Origin of the sequence: Arthrobacter sp. zg-Y1219, assembly GCF_030125545.1 — a bacterium.
GTDB lineage: Bacteria > Actinomycetota > Actinomycetes > Actinomycetales > Micrococcaceae > Arthrobacter_B.
Genome location: NZ_JASKLY010000013.1, coordinates 78,687 through 95,577, shown reverse-complemented (window position 1 = coordinate 95,577; position 16,891 = coordinate 78,687). Strand labels below are relative to the sequence as shown.

The following is a 16,891-nucleotide window of genomic DNA, read 5'->3' as shown; positions in this document are numbered from 1 at the left end:
AGAGTCAGGCCGGCAACTGCAGGCCGCTCTCGGTCTCCTCGGCCAGCCGGTCCGTCAGGAGCCCGGCCAGCGCCCGCTCGAGCTGCTCGGCCGGAGCGTTGAGCGCGTGCAGCGCCGCCAGCGGGGCGAGCTCGGGATCAGCCTCCGGCGCCACGAGGTCCAACGGACCCAGCAGCAGCGTCCGGAGCACCGGGCCTCTTGCCTGCCGCAGCACGGCCATGACGGCGCCGCGGACCTGGCGGTCGGTGCCGGCCCAGGACTGGCCCTTGGGGATGTAGTCCGGGGCAGGTTTTCCGGCCGCCACCCACGCGCAGTGCCGGAGCACCGGACAGACCTCGCACTTGGGGCTGCGGGCGGTGCACACCAGGGCGCCGAGTTCCATGACCGAGGCGTTCCAGGCGACGGAAGCGGCGTCGTCGTCGGGCAGCAGGGCAACGGCCAGGCGCATTTCCGCGGCGTTCAGTGCCGGCGCGGGCAGGGCCTTGCCGCCGACGGCGCGGGCATGGACCCGGCGGATGTTGGTGTCCACCACCGTTTCCCGGCGGCCGAAGGCGAAGGACGCGACTGCCGCAGCGGTGTAGGTCCCCACTCCCGGCAGGGTCAGGAGCTCGGCGGAGGTTTCCGGAACGCGGCCGCCGAAATCGGCGGTCATGGCCGTGGCCGCTGCGTGCAGGCGAAGGGCGCGGCGGGGATAGCCGAGCCGCCCCCAGGCGCGCACTGCTTCCCCGCTGGGTTCGGCAGCCAACGCGGCAGGAGTGGGCCAGCGCGCCATCCACTGCTCCCACACCGGCAGCACGCGGACCACGGGGGTTTGCTGGAGCATGATTTCACTGACGAAGATTCCCCACGGGCTGCAGCCGGCCTCCCGCCACGGAAGGTCGCGCGCATTGGCGGTGAACCAACTGATGATCTCCGTATGCAGCTGCGGCGCCTGCTGCGGACCCGGTCCCATGCAATCTCCCTCGGTTATGACCAGCAATACTCTACTGACCGGCGTGGTGCGGCAGGTAATCCGGACCCGTATACCTAGCCTTAAGGCATGGTTGGTAATGGATCATCAGACTCCTCTTCGGGGAACACAGCATCAGAGCACACAGCGTCAGGGAACACCGCCCCCGGACACCCGAGCGCGGCCGTCTACCGGCGTCGGCGGATAGTCGCCGGCCTCCTCGGACTGCTGGTTCTGATCGCCCTGATCGCGGGCATCGCCGCCGTGGCGAACGCGCTTCGCGGAGACGAGCCGGCGGCCGCCGACAGCGGCACTGAAGCCACCATTCCCGGCCCGGACAACAAGCAGCCCGGCGCCGCGGACACCACGGCAGCTCCCGGCGGAAAGCCGTCTCCAAAGCCAACCGCCTCCTCACCCGCGCCGAGCGGCGGGGCTGAACCGGCGTCGAAACTGTGCCCGGAAGAATCCGTCCAGGTCGCTGCCACCACCGACGCACTGAGCTATTCCGCAGGCACAACTCCGGTGCTGACCATGACGGTGACCAACAACGGCGCTGAGCCATGCGACGTCAACGTGGGGACCAGCCAGATGGAATTCACCGTCACCAGCGGCGCCGACCGGATCTTCTCGTCACGGGACTGCCAGCAGGCCGGCGAGGACCTGCTCAAAACCATCAAGCCCAACAGTGTGGAAACGGCCAAGTTCACGTGGGAGCGCCAGCGTTCAGCACCCGGCTGCTCGGAGGTTCCCAGCAATCCGAATCCGGGAACCTACATGTTCACCGCCCGGCTGGGAAACATCAGCAGCGGGACCTCGGTTTTCGAACTCGAGTAGCTACATGAACCGGTCAAGCAGGCTGGTCTCGGCAATGCGGGAGAGCCCTTCGCGCACCATGCGGGCGCGCTGGTCTCCGATGCCGTCCACGGTCATCAGATCGTCAATGTTGGCGGCCATGAGGTTCTGCAGCCCGCCGAAGTGGTCCACCAGCCGGTTCGCGACGGTCGGCGGCACCGATTTGATGTTGCTCAGCAGCCGGTAACCGCGCGGCTGCACCACGGCCTCCAGGGAATCCTGTCCGGGCTGGAAGCCAACGACGGCGGCGATCTTGCCCAAATCGACCATGTCCGAGTCACTGAGGTTCTGCAGGGTGGCGACCTGGTCCTCGGCCCGGCGCTGGCCGTCATGCAGGTCGGCGTAGTCGCGGACAATCATCTCGCTGCCCGGGCCCAGGCCCGCCGTCAGTTCTTCGAGCTGCAGGGACAGCAGCCGGCCGTCCACTCCGAGTTCGAGGACGTACTGGGAGATTTCCTCGGAAATCCGGCGGACCATCTCCTGGCGCTGCAGGGTGACAGCCACATCCCGGACGGTGACCATGGCCTCGATCTCCAGCGCCGACAGCGAGTTGGTGACCTGGTCCAGGCGGGCGCGGTAGCGCTCCAGGGTGGCCAGCGCCTGGTTGGCGCGGGCCAGCACCGGTTCGGAGCCCTCCAACACGTGGCGGAGGCCCCGGACATAGAGCTGGATGATTTGCATGGACTGGCTGACCGAGATGATGGGGAATCCCGTTTCGACGGCCACGCGCTCGGCTGTGCGGTGGCGGGTGCCGGATTCATGCGTCTCAATGGTGTGGTCCGGAACCAGCTGCACGGCGGCCCGCAGAATGGTCTTGGCATCATTGTCACAGACGATGGCACCGTCCATCTTGGCCAGCTCGCGCAGGCGGGTGGGGGAGAAATCGATGCCGATGTCGAAGCCGCCGGAGCAGATGGAGTCAACGGTGCGATCGAACCCCAGCACGATCAGGGCTCCCGTGCGGCCGCGCAGGATGCGTTCCAACCCGTCGCGGAGCTCGGTTCCGGGCGCTACCCGGGCCAGAGTGGCTTTCAGCGAATCTTCGGGACTGCGTGCCATGGTCACTTCCTTCCGGCCATCGGGCCCACGGGCGTTCTGGGCGGGCGCTGCACAGACACTTTCCCTATAGTAGTGGTCCGGCAGGGGACAATGGCGACTTTTGTGCCGTGCGCAGCACAGAGCCGAGCCGGCCCGGCGGCCGCCGCCGGGATCGCGCGCGGGCCGCCTAGAACAGCAGCTCGAGGGCTTCCGTGAGGGTGGACACCTCCCTCACCTTGAATCCGGCCGGAACCGCGACCGGGCCGTTGGGCGACGCCGGAACCACCGCATGCGTGAAGCCCAGGCGCTCCGCTTCGGAGATTCGCCGGGCGATGCCGGGAACGGGCCGCACCTCGCCGGCCAGGCCGACCTCCCCAAATGCGATCAGCTGCGCCGGCAGCGGCTTGTTCATTTTGGCCGACGCCACGGCCAGTGCCACGGCCAGATCGGTGGCCGGTTCGCTGAGCTTGACCCCGCCCACTGTGGCCACATAACTGTCATCCTTGGCCAGGTTCATCGACGCCCGCGCCTGCAGGACGGCCAGGAGCATGGCCACCCGCGAGGAATCCAGTCCGCTCGTGGCGCGGCGGGCCTGCGAGTTGCTGGTTTCGGCGAGCAGGGCCTGGACTTCGGCGACCAGTGGCCGTTTTCCTTCGAGCGTGACCGTGATGCAGGTGCCCGACACAGGTTCCTTGGTGCGGGAGACAAAAAGCCCGGACGGATCGGCGAGCCCGACGATTCCGTCCTCGGTCAGGTCGAAGCAGCCCACTTCGTCGGTGGGACCGTAGCGGTTCTTCACGGCCCGCAGCAGCCGCAGCCGCGAGTGGCGGTCTCCGTCGAACTGGCACACCACATCCACCAGATGCTCCAGCAGCCGAGGCCCGGCAATGGAACCGTCCTTGGTGACGTGTCCCACGAGCAGGGTGGTCATGTTCCGGGTCTTGGCGGCATTGATCAGGGAGGCAGCCACTTCGCGCACCTGGCTGACCCCGCCGGCGCTGCCGTCCACGGCCGAGCTGCTCAGGGTCTGCACCGAGTCAACGATCAGCAGCGCCGGTTTAACCTGCTCCACCTGGCCCAGGGCTTGGCCCAGGTCAGTTTCAGCACTCAGATAAAGAAAATCGGACACCGCGTTGATGCGTTCGGCGCGCAGCTTCACCTGGGCGGTGGACTCCTCGCCCGTGACGTACAGAACGTCCCGGCCAAGGTTTCCCACCTTCGCGGCAACATCCAGCAGCAGCGTAGACTTGCCCACCCCCGGCTCACCGGCCAGCAGGATGACGGCGCCCGGGACCAGCCCGCCGCCCAGGACCCGATCCAGCTCGTTCACGCCGGTGGGCTGGTAGGAAGCGGAAGTGGCATCGACGTCGGCGATCCGCAGGGCAGGCCGGGCCACGGTGGCCGCGGCCGTGGTGCGGGCCACCACCTCGCTGGCTTCCTCGACGGTTCCCCAGGCCTGGCACTCCCCGCACCGGCCCACCCACTTGGCGGTGGTCCAGCCGCATTCTGCGCAGCGGTAGTTAGCGGTTTTTGCGCGGGTAGTCTTCGTGGCCATGGAATCAGGCTATCCCGCGCCGGTGACACTTCTGTTCCGGCCGGCAGCGCTGGTCAGCAGGCCACTTCCGCAGGCCACTCGCGCGGGCCTCACACGTCCGCGAGGTAGCCCACTGCCTCTTCATGGGTCAGGCCGGTGGACTCGAGCAGGTCCACCACCAGGGGCCGAAAGAGCATGACGAGGGCGTCCCCCTGGATGTCAGTGACCCCCAGTGCGCCGGGGTTCAGCTGCGCACCAACCAGGGCCAGGCCGTTGCGGGCCTGCCGCAGATGCTTCTCGCGGGTTCCGCCTGATTCCCCGCCGGCCAGCGCACGGGCCAGGATGTCGACGGCGTCCGCCGTGTCGTTCACGACCTCGGCAACACGCTCAATGGCCTCGTCGTGCAACGCCGCATGGTTGATGACCGACGTGGTGCGCCGGGCGAAGACCCTGCTGTTGCGCACCGCCAGATCCAGATAGCCGATGGAACCGCGCAGGTCGCCCAGCTCGGCGAGATGCCGGCGATAGGCAGGGGAGATGCGGGCCACCTCCCGGGCGTCACGGACGCTGCGGGCCACGGCGTCGAGCTGGGGCTGGGTGTTGCGGGCACGCACCAGGGCATGCCAGGCGATGGTCGAGTCGCTTTTCGCCACCGCTTCAGCGCACTGGCGCAGCACGGCCGAGAGCTCATGCAGCAAATCCCGGACATTGGACTGCGGTTCCCGCCGCGGATCGCGCGGTGCCAGCATCGTCACCACCAGGGCAAACAGTCCGCCCACGATGGCATCGAGGCTGCGCGTGAACACGCCGCCGTCCGGTGCCGGAAGCAGCACCACCAGCAGCGATTGCAGGCCCAGCTGGGTCGTGAAGATAACGCCGCGGTCCAGGAAGCGCGCCAGCATCAGGGAAACAAAGAGGACGACGGCGGCCTGCCACAGGCCGGTGCCCAGAACATGCAGGAGCAGTTCTCCCACGGTGATGCCCAGGGTGCAGCCCACGCCCACTTCCAGGACCCGCCTGGTGCGCGGCTCCCGGGAGAAGCCGAGCGAGATCAGGGCTGCCGTGGCTGCGAAAAGCGGGCCTTCATGGCCCAGGACATACTGCGCAAACGCATAGGCGCCCACGGCGCACACCGTCATCTGCGCGGCGGGAAGGATGGAATTGCGGCTGCGGTGAAGCCCCACCCGTATCCGGTTTCGGAGGAATCCCCGGCTCCGGGCAAGACGGTCGTATGGGGGCATGCGAACAGTCTATGGGGCCTCCGCCCCGGCCTCCATCCGGAGGCTCTCCGTGACGGCCGGTGCAAATACTTCTCCCGGGGATTGTTCCACCGCAGGCAAACGTTCCCTGCGGCTCTGTTTGCCGTTCACCTGTCGTTAACCTTGCCCGGCCACCATCTGTGAAGGGGCGGAAATTGGTCCGTCCCGGCGAACGGTTTCCTCACTGCCCTCGCCGCTCCCGCGAAACTCGCCCTTGAAAGGGAACAGACGTGTTGGTAAATGGAAAAGTCCGCACAGCCGCCATCCTCTCGGCAGCTGCCCTCGCCCTGTCAGCCTGCGGCAGCGACAGCGCTGCCGCCCCCGGCGGCGGCACCGCGCCGTCGTCGGCTTCGGACAGCACGCTCACCGGAACCCTGTCCGGGGCCGGAGCCTCCTCGCAGGACTCAGCCATGCAGGCCTGGATCGCCGGCTTCAGCGCGGAAAATCCGGGAGCCGCGGTGCAGTATTCGCCGGACGGATCAGGAGCCGGCCGCGAGGCGCTGCTGGCCGGGGGCGTGCAGTTCGCCGGATCCGATGCCTACCTGGACGAGGAAGAGGCCGCCGCAGCCGCGCAGGTCTGCGGCCCGGACGGCGCCCTGCACATCCCCGCCTACATCTCTCCGATTGCGGTGGCCTTCAACCTGCCGGGCGTTGAGGAACTGAACCTGGATGCCGACACCATTGCCAAGATCTTCCGCGGCGAGATCACCGCATGGAACGATCCCGCCGTCACGGCGACCAATCCCGGGGCCGAGCTTCCCGGCACTCCCATCACCCCGGTGCACCGCGGCGATGAATCCGGAACCACCGAGAACTTCACCGAGTACCTTGCAGCGGCGGCCCCGGAAGCCTGGACCGACGAAGCGTCAGGTGAATGGCCCGCCGGGATCGGCAACGGCGAAAATGCTTCCGGAACCGGCGGCGTGGTCTCGCTGGTTACCTCCACTGAGGGCGCCGTGACCTTCGCCGACGCCTCAGCGGCGGGAGGCCTGGGTGCGGTCAACGTGCTGGTGGGCAGCGAGTACGTTCCGCTCAGTTCCGAAGCCGCGGCAAAGGCCGTCGAGGCATCCACCCCGGTTACCGGCGAGGGCCGGCCGGACGCGGACATGGCCATGAACCTGGACCGGGACACTGCGGAATCCGGTGCCTACCCGGTGGTTCTGGTTTCCTACCACGTCTACTGCACCGCCTATGAGGACGCCGCAACCGTCGACCTGGTCCAGGCCTTCGGAAACTACGTGGTGAGTGAAGAGGGACAGGCAGCCGCCGCGGACGCGGCCGGCAACGCGCCGCTCTCGGATGCCCTCCGTCAGGAAGCCGCGGCCGCCTTGGACAGCATCAGCGTTCTGCAGAAGTAACAACCGTGGGACAGTGAAAAGGCGCGGAAGCGGAAGCCCTGCGCAGGCGGAAAACCGTTGCACAGTGAAGGACAGCCGAAGATGTGGACAGTTTCACTGTGGCAAAGGGAACCTGCGCAGGGTCAGTAGAGTGTTTAAGTAGATGCCAGTGAAGAACCGAAGGGTTGTGCAGTGTCCAGCAAGTCCATAGAAGGCACCGGTGGTGCCGGCCGTGCCGGAGACAAAGTCTTTTCCGGCATAACTCTCCTGGCCGGCTGCCTCATCCTTCTTGTCCTGTTTTCCGTGGCCATGTTCCTGCTCTGGCAGGCGCTGCCCACGTTCACCGCGGACCCCGCGGACATCAGCGGCGGAAAGGGTTTCCTCACCTACATCTGGCCGCTGGTCATCGGCACGGTGATCGCCGCGGCGATCGCCCTGGTCATCGCGACCCCGGTGGGAATCGGCGTCGCGCTCTTCATCTCGCATTACGCCCCCCGCCGGATCGCGCAGAGCCTCGGCTACCTCATTGACCTGCTCGCGGCCATCCCTTCGGTGGTTTACGGCGCCTGGGGCATGATGGTGCTTGCGCCGGCCCTGGTGGGTCCGTACACATGGCTGGCGGACAACGCCGGCTGGATCCCGATCTTCTCCGGCCCGGCCAGCCAGACCGGAAAGACCATGCTGACCGCCGGGATCGTGCTGTCGGTCATGGTGCTGCCGATCATCACGTCGCTGACCCGGGAGATCTTCCTGCAGACCCCGAAGCTGCATGAGGAGGCCGCCCTGGCCATGGGCGCCACCCGCTGGGAAATGATCCGGATGGCAGTGTTTCCCTTCGCCCGGGCGGGCGTGGTCAGCGCCGTCATGCTGGGACTGGGGCGCGCGCTCGGCGAGACCATGGCCGTGGCCCTGGTGCTCTCCTCCGGCGGCCTGATCCCCAGCCTGATCCGGCCGGGAAACCAGACCATCGCAGCGGAAATTGCCCTGAACTTCCCTGAAGCCTACGGGCTGCGCCTGTCCGAGCTGATTGCCGCCGGCCTGGTGCTGTTCCTGATCACCCTGGCCGTGAACGTGATCGCGCGCTGGATCATCAGCCGCCACAAAGAATTCTCCGGAGCCAACTGATGCAGACACAAACACTGAGCCGCCGTCCGGCCACGCTCACCAAGAACCGGCTGCCGCGCTATGCGGTGTGGGCAGCCCTGGGTGCGGCCGTCATCCTCGGGGCTGCGCTCTCGGCCCTGATCGGCTTCGGCATCGCCAGTTTCGCCATCTTCACAGCGGTGATCTTCGTAGTGTCGGCCACCGCGGTGACGTGGATTGTGGAAGGCCGCCGCCGAGCCGTGGACCGCTTTGCCACCTACCTGGTCTGCGGGTCCTTCCTGCTGGCGCTGGTTCCGCTGATCTCGGTGATCTTCACCGTCCTGTCCAAGGGCCTCGCCGGCCTGAGCCCTGACTTCCTGTTCACCTCCATGGGCGGCATGACGGGAGCCGTGGACAACACCAGCGTGCAGACCGGCGGACCCGTGCTGGGCGGGGCGTACCACGGCATCGTGGGCACGCTGCTGATCACACTGTGGGCCACGATCATCTCGGTGCCGATCGGCCTCCTGACCGCCGTCTACCTGGTGGAATACAGCCACGGCGGGCCGCTGTCCCGGGCCATCACGTTCTTCGTTGACGTCATGACGGGCATCCCCTCCATCGTGGCCGGGCTCTTCGCCGCCGCCTTCTTCGGACTGCTGTTCGGCCCGGGCGTTCGCACCGGGTTCGTGGCCGCCGTCGCCCTGTCGGTCCTGATGATTCCGGTGGTGGTACGTTCCACCGAGGAAATGCTGAAGATCGTTCCGAACGAACTGCGCGAAGCCGCCTACGCCCTGGGCGTGCGCAAGTGGCGGACCATCCTCAAGGTGGTGGTGCCGACGGCGATCTCCGGCATCGCGTCGGGCGTGACCCTGGCCATTGCCCGCGTCATCGGCGAAACGGCCCCGCTGCTGGTCACCGCCGGCTTCGTGAACACCATCAACATGAATGTGTTTGCCGGCTGGATGACCACGCTGCCCACCTTCATTTACCGGCAGCTGATGAGCCCCACGTCGCCCACCAACACCGATCCCAGCACCCAGCGGGCCTGGGCCGCGGCGCTGCTGCTGATCATCATGGTGATGCTCCTGAACCTCGGGGCCCGCCTGATCGCCCGGCTCTTTGCGCCCAAGACCGGCCGCTGACCCGGCCCAAGCCGCACTTCGGCGGCTGCCTGCACTCCACAGCAGCCCGCCGCCACCGAAAATTCCGAACAGAAGGAAACACATGTCCAAGCGAATCGACGTCAAGGACCTCAACGTCTACTACGGCGACTTCCTGGCCGTAGAAAACGTCAACATCAACATTGAGGCCCGGTCCGTCACGGCGTTCATCGGTCCCTCCGGCTGCGGCAAGTCCACGTTCCTGCGGACGCTGAACCGGATGCATGAAGTCCTCCCCGGTGCGCGGGTGGAGGGCGAAGTGCTGCTCGACGGGGAGAACCTCTACGGCCCCGGCGTGGATCCGGTAACCGTCCGCAGCCACATCGGCATGGTGTTCCAGCGCCCCAACCCGTTCCCCACCATGTCCATCCGCGACAATGTGCTGGCCGGCGTGAAGCTGAACAATAAGCGCATCTCCAAGTCCGACGCCGATGACCTGGTGGAAAAGTCCCTCACCGGCGCCAACCTGTGGAAGGAAGTCCGCGACCGGCTGGACAAGCCCGGTTCCGGGCTTTCCGGCGGCCAGCAGCAGCGCCTCTGCATCGCCCGCGCCATCGCGGTGTCGCCGGAAGTCATCCTGATGGATGAGCCGTGTTCGGCGCTGGACCCCATCTCCACGCTGGCCATCGAGGACCTGATTGAGGAACTCAAGAGCGACTACACGGTGGTGATCGTGACGCACAACATGCAGCAGGCCGCCCGGGTGTCGGACAAGACGGCGTTCTTCAACATTGCCGGCACCGGCAAGCCCGGCAAGCTGATCGAATACGCGGACACCCCGGTGATCTTCAGCAACCCGGCCCAGAAGGCCACTGAGGACTACGTCTCCGGCCGCTTCGGCTAAGGAGTACCGCTTCACCGGGGAGTCCGCCCGGAGTGCTCAGAGCAGCGCGTGAAGCCCGAGGGAGTGCTCAGAGCAGCGGGCTGAGCGCCAGGAACAGGATGCCGCCGAGCACTGCGGTTACCGGCGCCGTGGTCAGCCAGGTGACCAGGATTTCCCGCAGGGGAATGAACCGGACCGTTGAAAACCGCTGGTTGGCGCCGGCGCCCACAATGGCCGACGTCATGGTCTGCGTGCTCGACAGCGGTATCTGCAGCCACAGGGCACCCGTGAACAGCATGGAGGAGCTGACCGCCGTCGCGCTCATGCCGCGCAGCGGATCGATGCGCACCAGCCGGTTGCTCAGCGTGTGGCTGATCCGCCAGCCGCCGAAAAGGCTGCCCGCGGCGAGTGCGGAGCCGGAGAAAATCTGGACCCAGAGGGGAATGCCGGTGTCGGTGGCGGAGCCTGCTGCCACCAGCGCCAGGACAATAACCGCCATTGTCCGCTGGCCGTCCTGCATGCCGTGGCCCAGCGAGAACGCCGATGTGAAGACTGACTGGGCGATCCGGTTTCCGGCGTCGCCGCGCCGCGGCGAGCTGTAGCGCATGAGCCAGGTGGCCGGAAACACCAGCAGATAGGCGAGCCCGAAGGCGACAACGGGGGAGAGCAGCAGCGGCAGGACGATCTGCTGCAGCAGCACCTGGTAGGACTCGGCGATGTTGGGCCCGCCCACCAGTGTGGACGCTGCGCCCGAGCCGACGATGCCGCCCACCAGCGCGTGCGTGGAGGAGGAGGGCATGCGCCGCCACCAGGTCCACAGCCCCCAGCCGCACGCGGCCAGCAGCCCGGCGATCAGGATGCCCAGCCCTGACGTTCCTTCGGGCAGCTGGATAAACCGGTCAGCCAGCACCAGGGCCAGGGCGGTGCTCAGCAGGGCGCCGGTCAGGTTGAAGACGGCGGCCAGGACGACGGCGACCGTGGGAGTCAGGGCCCGGGTGCGCACCGCGGTGGCAACCGAGTTTGAGACGTCATGAAAGCCGTTGATGAAGGCGTAGCCTCCGGCGAAAAGCACGACGGCGGCCAGCAGGACCGTCTCCACCTAGGATTCCCGGACCAGGATGCCGCCCACTGCAGTGGCGCACCGGCGAAGCTGCGTGGTGGTTCCGGCCAGCTGCTCGGCCAGGTCCCGGTGGCGGGCGTAGCTGAGTGGTTTGTGGTCGCGCAGCAGTTCGGAAATCCAGATCCGGTGCGTGCGCTCCGACCGCTTGGACAGCCGCAGCATCTCAATCCAGTAGTCATCGAGGTCTTCCAGCGAGGCCAGGCGGCGCATGGCGCCGACGGTCAGTTCCGCCTGCCGGCCAATCACTTCGAGCTGTTCGGCGGCACGGCCGGAGATGCCGGTGAGGCGGTACAGGGCCACCACTTCCGCGGCTGCATCCAGGTTCTCCATCGCCGACATCAGGATGAGCGAAAGACCATAGAGATCCTCGCGCGGCAGCGGATTGATGAAACTGGACCGCATCTGCGTCATCAGGGCGAAGTGCAGGTCCGTCGATTCGGCTTCGAGCTGGTGCATTTGCTCAGCGAGGCGGTCATAGTCCGCCGCTTCGGCGCCAAGGACTTCGGAGAGCGTGCCCGCGCCGCGCACCAGCACGCTTCCCATCTTGGACAGGATCTCAAGCCCGGCATTTTCCTGAGGAAAGAGCCGCAGCCTCACTGGGTAACCCGGAAACGTCGGGTGCCGTATCGGCCCTGCAGGAAGTAGGTCACGGGGCTAAGATTATCGGCTGGTCGGGTAGACACAAAAGCGGTGCCGGACCGGGAGCGCCTCTCGGCGGAAGGCCGCTCGAAGCGGCTCTAAGTTGAAGCCCGGGGGTTCCGCAGTCCGACACCAATTTCAGTTTTCTACTCTTCGGCGACGATGTCAACACGAGCGCCGGCGGGCCCTTAATCCAGCTCTCCCCGGCGCCATGCAGCAGCGGAGTGCTCCAGGTCCTCGGCCGTCCTGACGAGCTGGCGTGCGTTGCGGGTCAGCTGGCTGGCCGTCCCGGCGCTTCCGGTCTCGGCTGAATCCGCATGATGGGTCTGCCCCAGGGCAACCACGCGGCAGAAGGCGGCAAAGCGCTCCAGCGCCACATCAAACTCCCCTTCGAAGGCTCCGGAGAGGATGGTGTCGGCCATGGCCTTGACCTCGTCGGCCCCCAGCGGCTCGGCGACGCCGGCGACGACCTTGGAGACCTGCGCGACGTCCTTGCCCGCCGCGTAGTACGAGGCGATGCGCTCGGGATTCTGCTGGGTGGCAGCACGGAGGGCATACAGGCGCCACAGGGCGCCGGGCAGGGAGCGCGGAGGGCTTTCCGCCCAGAGTTCCGCAATCGATTCGAGCCCCTGCTTGTCGGCGAGCTTCACCAGGCGGCGGGTGATCTCCGGATCGTCGCTTTCGCGACCGTGGTGGACCAGGGCCTGGGCAGCCAGATGGGCTGCTTCCGAAACCCGGGCCGGATCCGCGCCTCCGGGGAAGTTGGCGAAATCCAGGGGAGCGTACAGCTTGGGCTTGTGATGCCGTGGCGGCAGAGAATTCGACTCACTCATATTTTGAGAATACTCCGCAGCGGGAACGGGCGTCGAGGCGGCTCCGCGCCGTCCGGCCGGACCTGCCAAGCCGGGCTCCCGCGGCGAAACGGCAAGACTCCCGGGGCTGTTTTCGTGAGATGCGTCCCGCGTGCGATAAAGTGGAGAAGTCGATTCGTCGACGGCTGGAACGAACCGGGGAAACCGGAGGAGATCCGCAGGGAAACCTGCAGGAAACCCTCGGTGCCACGGGTTTGGAAAGCCGTCCCGATATGGCGGGGGGCCTTTAGCTCAGTTGGTAGAGCATCGGACTTTTAATCCGTGGGTCGTGGGTTCGAGCCCCACAGGGCCCACCATGGAATGGGCCGGTTCATTCGTTAGCGGATGAACCGGGACTTCGGCAGCACCCCGGTCTTCGGACCGGGGTGCTTTCTTTTTGCTCAGCAGCGGCGGTGTGACCGCGGCGATCGAATCCGACCATGGGTGCGCTCTCGGAGAGTAGGTTGCGGGAGAAACCGACCGTATGTGCACTCTCGGTGGGGGCCGTGCGGTGAGTGTGCAGGTATGGCGACTTCAGTGCACGGTGGCCCACCGAGTGTGCAGGTATGGCGACCTCACGGCATCGAATCCCGCCATAGGTGCGCTCTCGGAGAGCAGGTTGCGGGAGAAACCGACCGTATGTGCGCTCTCGGTGGGGGCCGTGCGGTGAGTGTGCAGGTATGGCGACCTCGCAGCGAGGCGGCATACCCAGCTGGGGTGCCGGGTGCTAACCGATCAGCCATTTTTCAGGGTGCAGTGGAAGCGATGAACCTCCCCCTGGGCGCGGCGCGGCCGTCGACCCGGCCTTCTGGGTGATCTTCAGACCGGGTCAGGCGGGAGCGGTGCCGTTCACTGCTCTTTGCTGCCGGCTTCCTCTTCGGCGTTCAGCCGGCTAACGACGGCGGCGGGCACCGGACGGCGGCGGGTGGTGTCGAACTTCATCAGTTTGTGCGTTCCGTCGCAGTACGGCTTGATGGCAGATCCTCCGCACCGGCAGAGGGCGACAGTTTCCCGGTCCCGCGGGATGGGAACGCCATCGGGGGTGACAATCTCAAAGTTTCCACGCACCAGGAGCGGCCCGTTGGGGCAGGCAACCACTGAGGCCGCCGGGCCGGCGGATCCGGGTTCCGAATCCGCCGGAGATTCCGCCGTCGGGCAGCCGCCGCAGTGGTCCGCCCCGCCGGGCCGGCCCGCCGCGCCAAGGGCAGCAGGGCCGGCCGGGTCCGGCAGATCGGGGCGGGAGGAGGTCACGGCGTTGCTCCGGCAGCCACTGCCGCCGCAGCGAGGGCGCCGTCTGCCGCGCCCGAGGCATCCGCGGAATCCACTGATCGCAGGGAAGAGCGGCCGTCCTGCCAGGCGGTGAGCTGGTCCTCGCCCATCATTGCGTCCAGCGTCAGCACCGTGGCCGCGCCGAAAATCACATCGGCGAGCAGCTCGGGGTCCGACTCCACCAGCCCGCCCGCCAGGTCCCGGGCAGCAATCTGCTCGTGCACGGCGTCGGCTTCCACGTGTTCGTCGAAGTAGTACGTGACGTCGTCGTCGAAACCAAGCCGGCGGAAACCGCGGGCGTAGAAGGAATTGGGAATGGACGAGGTGATTTCAAACGCCGCCAGGTGGCCGGCGATGGCACCGCGCAGCCGCCGGTTCAGCCCGAACAGGGACATGGCATTGGATGAGGCCAACGTCACTGCGGGTACGAAGTCCAGGTACCACCCGTACGCCGTTTCCAGCTCGAGGCCCTTCATCGTCACGCCGAAGAGGTGGGAATGCATGCGTTCGGGGCGTCCGCCGCCGTACTCGTCGGCCTGGATTTCAATCAGCGCCGCCTTCGCCCGGCCCACGGGCAGGCGGGGAATGGCCCAGCTGTGGGGATCGGCTTCCTTCAGCTGGTACACGGAACGCAGGATCAGGAACTCCTGCAGCTGTTCCTTGGTCGCCTTGGAGGCGACGTAGCGGGAAACGCTGGGACCGTCGTCGTCGGCTGCCATCCGGAACAGTTCAGCGGCCACTGCCTCGCTGGTGGGCTCGGGCAGCCCGGGAACGGGGACGACGCGGCGCAGTGCGGCCTCGAATGCCTCCTCGAGCTCCAGGCGCAGGCCGACGAGTCCCGGATGCCATTCCAGGCTGTCCGGGACACCGTCCAGTCCGCTGTAGTGCAGTTCGTAGAGGCAGAAAAGGGCCAGCTGCAGGTCCTCGTCACGGAGGATGTCGGCGGTTTCTGCGGCGGCCTGCCGGGACGCCGCCGTCAAGGCCGCGAGCCGTTCTGCTGCCGGCGCATCCGGGGCACGCAACAGGTCAAGGAGTGCGGTGCTGACGGGTCCGCGCGGTGCGGGGATTTTCATTCTTATCCTTTGTGCTCCGTGTAAAGGTGCTCCGTTGCGGTAACGGCAGGGGCCGCGGCCGGACGGTAAATGACGGACATCAGCATACTTGGTAATTCCCTGCCGGTCCCAACCAGTCCGGTACTGCCGCGGCGGACATTGACCTTTCCGCTCATCCGGCGTGAGATGGGAGAAGCAGACTCAGCCACCCGTGGAAAGGGGACGTCAGTGCCGCACATCGATGCCGGATCCGGATTCCTCATTCCCGCGCTGATCCTGATGGTTGCGGCCCTGGCCCTGACCGCCTTCAGAGTGGATGTGGCACTCGCCCGGAACGACGGCGAGAACCTGTTCTGGGTGGGCCTCACCGGGCTGCTGACGGCTCTGCTGGCCGTGGCCTGGGCCGTTGCCGGCAATCCGGAGGCGGGGCCGTGGATTGGGCTGGCTGCGGTCGCCGGGGCAACCGGCGCTGCATCCTGGGTGCGGGTCCGCAACCGGCGGCGCGGGGAGAAGCGGAGGCGGAGCGAACGCCGGCAGCGCATTGCCGAGCTTGAACGCCGCCATGAATCGGTCCTGCTGAGCTGGAGCGCCTACGAGCTGGACGATTGGAAGGCCATGGAGAAGCCGGGGCTGCAGGATGCGGCCAAGCCGGAAACCAGGGCGTTGCTGCGGGCGATGAAGGCAGCGGCGGCGCTCCGCCCGGCCGAGGGGTCGGCCGCGGCGCTGAGCGAGGCCGAACTGGGCAACTACGGTGCCGCCGTCGCGGGGCTGGAAAAGGCCTGGGAGAGCGCTGAGGCAACAGCCGGGGGCGGGCAGGCCGCCTAGCCGGAGGAGCCGTTCGCGGGGACTTCGTCCAGCATCCGCTTAGGCCGGTCAGCGGCGCACCCGATAGCGCAGGTGAAGCACCCGGTTTCCCTGTATCACCACGTCGGGTTCCTCCAACAGGTGCTGGGCGTGGACCGACCCGAAGTAGCGCTTGCCGGACCCGAACACGACGGGTGCGACGTCCATGCGCACTTCGTCGACCAGGCCCGCGGCAAGCGCCTGGCCACCGACGTCGCCGGCGGCGACCTCGACAATGCGGTCACCCGCAAGCTCCTGCGCCCTCGCCACGGCCGCCTCGACGCCGTCGACGAAATGGAACGGCGCCTCGGGGTCCCAGCCCTCGGGCTCCGGCCGGTGCGTCACGACAACCACATGGTCGATTCCGCTGGGGGGCGTTCCGTCCCAGCCGTCGGTCAGGTCGAAGACATGGCGGCCGGCGATGGTCGCCCCGACCTGGTCCCAGTACGACCGGGTGTAATCGTAGGACGCTTGCGACACCTTCAACTCGCCGCTCTCGTCCAACGGCACGTCACCGCTGAGCAGCCAGTCGAACAGCGGTCCGGGCTGGTCGTTCCCGTCCGCGATGAAGCCGTCTACTGACACGGTGCCGGACAGAACTACCTTGGCCATGGGTGCTCCTCTGCTTGAGGCCTGGGCACGTACGCAAGGCCCACGGTAGCGCCGTCGCCCCGCCCCGAACATCCCCTGCATTGCGAAGAGCCGAAAAACTCTGGACGGACCGGCGGTTTGGTGTCAGGCTCATGGGCATGACCGGGCACAGCAGGGACGATGTTGACCTTTCCCGCAATTCCGAACAAAGCCGTTACGAGCTCCGAATAGGCGGTGAGCTGGTGGGCACGGCCGACTATGTCGAAGAGTCGGATTCAGTGGCCCTGACGCACACGGTGGTCCGGGTTCAGTGGCGGCATCAGGGGTATTCCTCGATGCTGGTGAAATTTGCCGTGGAAGACGTTATAGCGTCTGGGCGGCGGATCAAGCCTTATTGTTCCTACGCCGCGTCCTACCTGGGGAAACACCGGGAGTTCAGCCACCATGTGTCCTGGCCGCAGGCGGCCCGCTGAGGTTTCCGTACAGGA

17 protein-coding genes and 1 tRNA gene are annotated in these 16,891 nt (G+C 67.0%); 8 read left to right on the top strand and 10 right to left on the bottom strand.

Features of this window, described 5'->3' with window-relative positions:
* Positions 1-4: 4 nt before the first annotated feature.
* The gene (locus tag QNO00_RS09640) at positions 5-952 is read right to left on the bottom strand and encodes an iron-sulfur binding domain-containing protein (protein ID WP_284024378.1); all 948 of its coding nucleotides are present in this window, start codon (positions 950-952) and stop codon (positions 5-7) included.
* A gap of 87 nt (positions 953-1,039) precedes the next feature.
* Here QNO00_RS09640 and QNO00_RS09635 point away from each other — a divergent pair, with 87 nt between their 5' ends.
* Positions 1,040-1,783, top strand: coding sequence for a hypothetical protein (locus tag QNO00_RS09635; protein WP_284024377.1), 744 nt, complete (start codon positions 1,040-1,042; stop codon positions 1,781-1,783).
* Here QNO00_RS09635 and disA read toward each other — a convergent pair whose 3' ends face one another.
* From disA to QNO00_RS09620, 3 genes are all read right to left on the bottom strand, one after another.
* On the bottom strand, positions 1,784-2,860 hold the full coding sequence (gene disA / locus QNO00_RS09630; RefSeq protein ID WP_229966572.1) for a DNA integrity scanning diadenylate cyclase DisA: 1,077 nt from the start codon (positions 2,858-2,860) through the stop codon (positions 1,784-1,786).
* A gap of 166 nt (positions 2,861-3,026) precedes the next feature.
* Positions 3,027-4,394 carry a DNA repair protein RadA gene (radA, locus tag QNO00_RS09625; protein ID WP_284024376.1) on the bottom strand — a complete coding sequence of 456 codons (1,368 nt, stop codon included), beginning with the start codon at positions 4,392-4,394 and terminating at the stop codon, positions 3,027-3,029.
* 89 nt (positions 4,395-4,483) lie between these two features.
* A complete protein-coding gene (locus QNO00_RS09620; protein ID WP_229966574.1) occupies positions 4,484-5,614 on the bottom strand; it encodes an FUSC family protein in 1,131 nt (376 codons plus the stop codon).
* A 248-nt stretch (positions 5,615-5,862) separates the two neighbouring features.
* Here QNO00_RS09620 and pstS point away from each other — a divergent pair, with 248 nt between their 5' ends.
* The 4 genes from pstS to pstB all read left to right on the top strand — a co-directional run bounded on the left by pstS (position 5,863) and on the right by pstB (position 10,059).
* Complete coding sequence (gene pstS / locus QNO00_RS09615; protein WP_502863300.1) at positions 5,863-6,990, top strand: phosphate ABC transporter substrate-binding protein PstS; 1,128 nt, start codon at positions 5,863-5,865, stop codon at positions 6,988-6,990.
* A 171-nt stretch (positions 6,991-7,161) separates the two neighbouring features.
* Positions 7,162-8,094: a phosphate ABC transporter permease subunit PstC gene (pstC, locus tag QNO00_RS09610; RefSeq protein ID WP_229966575.1), complete on the top strand. Its 933-nt coding sequence runs from the start codon at positions 7,162-7,164 to the stop codon at positions 8,092-8,094.
* Positions 8,094-9,197: a phosphate ABC transporter permease PstA gene (gene pstA / locus QNO00_RS09605; RefSeq protein WP_229966576.1), complete on the top strand. Its 1,104-nt coding sequence runs from the start codon at positions 8,094-8,096 to the stop codon at positions 9,195-9,197. Before pstC ends, pstA begins: the two co-directional genes overlap by 1 nt.
* A gap of 82 nt (positions 9,198-9,279) precedes the next feature.
* Positions 9,280-10,059, top strand: a complete 780-nt coding sequence (gene pstB / locus QNO00_RS09600) for a phosphate ABC transporter ATP-binding protein PstB (protein ID WP_229966577.1) — start codon at positions 9,280-9,282, stop codon at positions 10,057-10,059.
* A 67-nt stretch (positions 10,060-10,126) separates the two neighbouring features.
* Here the strand turns inward: pstB and QNO00_RS09595 are convergent, their stop codons facing one another.
* The 3 genes from QNO00_RS09595 to QNO00_RS09585 all read right to left on the bottom strand — a co-directional run bounded on the left by QNO00_RS09595 (position 10,127) and on the right by QNO00_RS09585 (position 12,630).
* Complete coding sequence (locus QNO00_RS09595) at positions 10,127-11,137, bottom strand: inorganic phosphate transporter (protein ID WP_229966578.1); 1,011 nt, start codon at positions 11,135-11,137, stop codon at positions 10,127-10,129.
* Complete coding sequence (locus QNO00_RS09590) at positions 11,138-11,755, bottom strand: DUF47 domain-containing protein (protein WP_229966579.1); 618 nt, start codon at positions 11,753-11,755, stop codon at positions 11,138-11,140.
* 230 nt (positions 11,756-11,985) lie between these two features.
* Entirely contained in the window at positions 11,986-12,630 is a 645-nt protein-coding gene (locus QNO00_RS09585; protein WP_229966580.1) for a hypothetical protein, read from the bottom strand.
* A 259-nt stretch (positions 12,631-12,889) separates the two neighbouring features.
* On the opposite strand from QNO00_RS09585, the gene QNO00_RS09580 reads away from it, so the two are divergent.
* Positions 12,890-12,965: transfer RNA gene (locus tag QNO00_RS09580), tRNA-Lys, on the top strand.
* A gap of 532 nt (positions 12,966-13,497) precedes the next feature.
* On the opposite strand, the gene QNO00_RS17380 is transcribed toward QNO00_RS09580, so the two are convergent.
* Positions 13,498-13,899: a CDGSH iron-sulfur domain-containing protein gene (locus tag QNO00_RS17380; RefSeq protein ID WP_502863299.1), complete on the bottom strand. Its 402-nt coding sequence runs from the start codon at positions 13,897-13,899 to the stop codon at positions 13,498-13,500.
* Positions 13,896-14,990, bottom strand: a complete 1,095-nt coding sequence (locus QNO00_RS09570; protein ID WP_284024375.1) for an iron-containing redox enzyme family protein — start codon at positions 14,988-14,990, stop codon at positions 13,896-13,898. Before QNO00_RS09570 ends, QNO00_RS17380 begins: the two co-directional genes overlap by 4 nt.
* A 207-nt stretch (positions 14,991-15,197) precedes the next feature.
* On the opposite strand from QNO00_RS09570, the gene QNO00_RS09565 reads away from it, so the two are divergent.
* Positions 15,198-15,794 carry a hypothetical protein gene (locus tag QNO00_RS09565; protein ID WP_229966584.1) on the top strand — a complete coding sequence of 199 codons (597 nt, stop codon included), beginning with the start codon at positions 15,198-15,200 and terminating at the stop codon, positions 15,792-15,794.
* Positions 15,795-15,842: 48 nt separating this feature from the next.
* Here QNO00_RS09565 and QNO00_RS09560 read toward each other — a convergent pair whose 3' ends face one another.
* Positions 15,843-16,424, bottom strand: coding sequence for a dihydrofolate reductase family protein (locus tag QNO00_RS09560; protein ID WP_284024374.1), 582 nt, complete (start codon positions 16,422-16,424; stop codon positions 15,843-15,845).
* Between the two features lie 137 nt (positions 16,425-16,561).
* Here QNO00_RS09560 and QNO00_RS09555 point away from each other — a divergent pair, with 137 nt between their 5' ends.
* The gene (locus QNO00_RS09555; protein WP_284024373.1) at positions 16,562-16,876 is read left to right on the top strand and encodes a GNAT family N-acetyltransferase; all 315 of its coding nucleotides are present in this window, start codon (positions 16,562-16,564) and stop codon (positions 16,874-16,876) included.
* Positions 16,877-16,891 lie beyond the last annotated feature (15 nt).